Origin of the sequence: Streptomyces sp. 8L (assembly GCF_020176795.1) — a bacterium.
Classification (GTDB): Bacteria; Actinomycetota; Actinomycetes; order Streptomycetales; family Streptomycetaceae; genus Streptomyces.
The window spans coordinates 1-4,109 of sequence record NZ_JAIUKE010000629.1 but is presented as its reverse complement, the minus strand read 5'-3'; the positions used below and the strand labels follow the sequence as shown (position 1 = coordinate 4,109).

Sequence of the window (4,109 nt, the reverse complement as noted above, 5' to 3'; positions counted from 1 at the left end):
CGCCCCGGGGCCGCCCGCCCTCAGGCCGCCCGGCGCCCGGCGCCGGGACCGTACACGAAACCGCCCCGGACTACGCGAGCCCGTACGTCACTCCGACCTGCCCCTCGTCACTCCGACCTGCGCGACGCCACTCCGGCCTGCCCGTACGTCACTCCGACCTGCCCGTCGAGACCTTCAGGTCGAACACCTGGCTCTTCGGGTCGACCGGGTCGCCCGGCGCCGGGTACTGCTCCAGTACCTGGCCGTCCGCGTACGCCCCGTTGGCGATGTCCTCTTCCTTGACCGTCCAGCCGACCTTGTTCATGCAGGCCTTGACGGAGCGGATGTCCTTGTAGCGGAAGTCGGGCGCGTCGACCTTGGAGGCGTCGTTGTAGTCCTTGTACGCGTCCGTGCAGGCGTCGTCCTCCATGGTGCGGTCGGGCTCGGGCGCACGGTAGCCCGCGGCGGACGGGCCGCCGCTCACCTTGGCGGTCGCCCTGCCGTCCGCCGTGCCGCCGCCGCTGTGCCCGTTGCCCTGCACGAGCACGGCGACGATCCCGCCGATCGCGGCGAGCGCCAGGACCGCCCCGATGACGACCGGCGCCTTCCGCCGTCCGCCACGGGGGCTGGTGCCCGCGGGCCCGGTCGAGAGGGGGTACGGCGGCGGTGTGGGCGGCAGGCCGCCCTGCTGCGAAGGGTGGGCCTGGGGATACCCGTAGCCCTGCTGCGGCGCGGGCGAAGGCGCGGGCGAGGGCACCGGCGTCTGCGCGGGTGTCCCGTACGGTCCGGGCCCCGGGTGCTGGTACGGCTGCTGGACGCCGTACGGTGACGGTCCGGGTCCCGCGGCCTGCGGTGCCTGAGGTGCCCCCGGTGCCTGGCTGACCGGCGGGAACACCGCCGAGCCCACGCCCGAGCCGCTGTTCATCGGCGGCGGGCCCTGCACGATCACCGGCGCCGCCGCCTGCCCGGCAGGCGGGAGCACCCGCAGGCACTCGTCGCGCATCGCCGCCGCGCTGGGGAAGCGCTCGTTCGGGTTCTTCCGCAGGGCCCGCGCCACCAGCGCGTCGGCGCCCCGGCCGACCGACCGGTTGATGCCGGAGGGCACGGGCGGCTCCTCCTGCACATGCGCGTACGCGATCGCCAGCGGCGATTCCGCGTCGAACGGCAGCCGCCCGGTGAGCAGCTGGAAGAGCATGATGCCGACCGAGTAGAGGTCGGAGCGCGCGTCGACGCTCCGCCCGAGCGCCTGCTCGGGCGAGAGGTACTGGGGGGTGCCGACGACCATGCCGGTCTGCGTCATCGAGGTGACGCCGGACTGCATGGCGCGGGCGATGCCGAAGTCCATCACCTTGACCACGCCGCGGCGGGTGACCATGACATTGCCCGGCTTGATGTCCCGGTGGACGAGGCCCATCTCGTGGCTGGCGTCCAGCGCGGCCAGCACGTCGGCCGTCACCTTCAGGGCCTTCTCGGCCGGCATCGCGCCGTACTGGCCGATGTCCGCCTGGAGTACGGAGCCGAGCGGCTGCCCCTCCACGTACTCCATGACGATGTACGGCATGAGCGCCCCGCCCAGCTCGTCCTCGCCGGTGTCGAAGACCGAGACGATGTTGGGGTGCGACAGCTTGGCCACGGCCTGCGCCTCGCGCCGGAAGCGCTCGCGGAAGGACTGCTCGCGGCCCAGCTCGGAATGGAGGGTCTTGACCGCGACCTGGCGGTCGAGTGCCGTGTCGTAGGCGAGGTACACGGACGCCATGCCGCCCTGCCCGAGCAGGTCCCGGAGCTGATACCGGCCACCCGCAAGGGAGGCCCCCGCTTCCCGGCCCCGCGCGCCGTCCTGACTCATGGCTGTGCTCCCCCTTGGCGCGGGCCCGCCCGGTTCGCCGCGGCGCAGGAAATGTCCTGGCGACGCGGGCGTGGCGGCCGTGGCGCGGAACCGCAGTCGTCGTGCGTTTCGCTCCGTATGCCTGACGCGCAGGACGCGTGAGGCGTGTATGACGCGCCAAGTCTGCCGGAGGGCACAGACACGTCAAGCAGAGCATCCCGTTCCGTGACCGTAAGCACAGCAACCGTCTCGCAAGCGTTATACAGGGCACAAGGAATTTGCCACGCGCGGGCGGCAGCGGGTTTGATGGCCGGTCCGTCCGGGATCGGCACGTCATGGGAACCCTGTAGCGTGACGGGCACAGCCCCTTGAGACATTCCATTACCCCCGCGAGGCGCCCGGCGGACGATCCCCGGCGATCCGCGGAAGAAGACGACGGCGAGGACTGATGGCACCCGAACCCGAAGCAGGCGGCGGCGGAACGCCGGATGCTGGGGACTCCTGGGGCATCGGCGGGCTGGTCGGCGACGGCCGGTACCGCATGACCCACCGCCTGGGCCGAGGCGGCATGGCGGAGGTGTTCGCCGCGGAGGACGTACGGCTCGGCCGGACCGTGGCCGTCAAGCTGCTGCGTTCCGATCTGGCCGAGGACCCCGTGGCGAAGGCGCGCTTCACGCGCGAGGCGCAGTCGGTCGCCGGGCTCAACCACCACGCGGTGGTCGCCGTGTACGACTCGGGCGAGGACACCGTGGGCGGCCGGACCGTCCCCTACATCGTGATGGAGCTGGTCGAGGGCCGCACCATCCGCGACCTGCTGCTCAACGCGGAGGCCCCGCCGCCGGAGCAGGCGCTGATCATCGTCTCCGGCGTGCTGGAGGCGCTGGCGTACTCGCACCAGCACGGCATCGTGCACCGCGACATCAAGCCGGCGAACGTGATCATCACGGACGCGGGCGCGGTCAAGGTCATGGACTTCGGCATCGCCCGCGCGCTGCACGGCGCGCAGTCGACGATGACGCAGACCGGCATGGTCATGGGCACGCCCCAGTACCTCTCCCCCGAGCAGGCGCTCGGCAAGGCCGTGGACCACCGCAGCGACCTGTACGCCACGGGCTGCCTGCTGTACGAGCTGCTGGCGCAGCGCCCGCCGTTCGTCGGCGAGACGCCGCTGTCGGTGGTCTACCAGCACGTGCAGGACACCCCGGTGCCGCCGTCGGAGATCTCCGCCGACACCCCGCCGGAGCTGGACGGCCTGGTGATGCGGTCGCTGGCGAAGGAGCCGGACGACCGGTTCCAGAGCGCCGAGGAGATGCGGGGACTCGTCCAGTACGGCCTCCAGATGCTCCAGCAGCAGGGCGGCCACACCGGTACGTGGAACACCGGCGCGTTCGACGCGCACGGCCCGGCCGCGACGACGGCGCTCGGCGGTGTCGCCGCGACCGCGGCGATGGGCCAGGGCACCGGGTATCGGGGCGCGTACGGGGAGACGGCGCAGCGCCCGATGCTGCCCGCGATGAACCCGAACGACGGCGGTTACACCGGCTACAACGGCTATGACGAGAACGGCTCGGGCGGCTCGCGGGGGCGCGGCAAGATGCTGCTGTTCGTCGCGCTCGCGCTCGTCGCGATCGTCGGCGGCGTGGCCTTCGCGCTGAACAGCATGACCTCGTCGGGCAACACGCCGGACGACAAGAGCCCGGCGCCTTCCGTGTCCCGCTCCCACACGTCGCACTCGCCCTCGCCGAAGGACGACTCGTCCCAGGACGACCAGCAGTCGGACGACTCTTCCAGCGGTGGCGACGACGGCACGACGAACTACCCGCCCTCCAACGAGCGGCCGTACCCGTCACAGACGGACGAGGACAAGCCCACGGGCCAGCCGTCCAAGACGTCGGGCTCCGGCACGAACGGCGGCGGCGACTCGTCCGGCACCTCGTCGGGCCCGACGGCCCCGACGTCCCCGCCCGACGGCGGCGACGACGACGGCGGCACGTCGGACGACGGTGGCACGTCGGACGACGGCGGTACCTCCGACGACGGCGGTACGAGCACCGGCGGCGGTTCGGGCGGCACGAGCAGCGGCACCAGCAACGGCAGCACCACCGACGGTTCCGGCGGCGCGACCGCGGGCAACACCATCAGCGGGCTCGGCACCGGCCACTGACCGGCCCACCGCCGACCGGCGCGGCGGCGGGCCCCCCCCCCCGCCGCCCCGGCCGCGCGGGCCCCCCCCCCCCGCCCCCCCCCCGCCCCCCCCCCCCCCCGGGCCCCCCCCGGCGGGGGGGGGCGGGGGGGCCGGGGGGGG

The 4,109-nt window shown here is 73.4% G+C and carries 2 protein-coding genes; one reads left to right on the top strand and one right to left on the bottom strand.

The genetic code is table 11. The annotated features are described in order from the left end of the window. Positions 1 to 148 precede the first annotated feature (148 nt). Positions 149 to 1,825: a protein kinase domain-containing protein gene (locus LCE31_RS36015; protein WP_225022093.1), complete on the bottom strand. Its 1,677-nt coding sequence runs from the start codon at positions 1,823 to 1,825 to the stop codon at positions 149 to 151. 427 nt (positions 1,826 to 2,252) lie between these two features. On the opposite strand from LCE31_RS36015, the gene LCE31_RS36010 reads away from it, so the two are divergent. Next, positions 2,253 to 3,968 (top strand): protein kinase domain-containing protein, encoded by a 1,716-nt coding sequence (locus LCE31_RS36010; protein WP_225022091.1) that lies wholly within the window; start codon positions 2,253 to 2,255, stop codon positions 3,966 to 3,968. Positions 3,969 to 4,109 lie beyond the last annotated feature (141 nt).

Excerpts from the sequence above, each read along its gene's own strand:
- LCE31_RS36010 (WP_225022091.1), top strand. The coding sequence starts at position 2,253 with ATGGCACCCGAACCCGAAGCAGGCGGCGGCGGAACGCCGGATGCTGGG.
- LCE31_RS36015 (WP_225022093.1), bottom strand. The coding sequence starts at position 1,825 with ATGAGTCAGGACGGCGCGCGGGGCCGGGAAGCGGGGGCCTCCCTTGCG.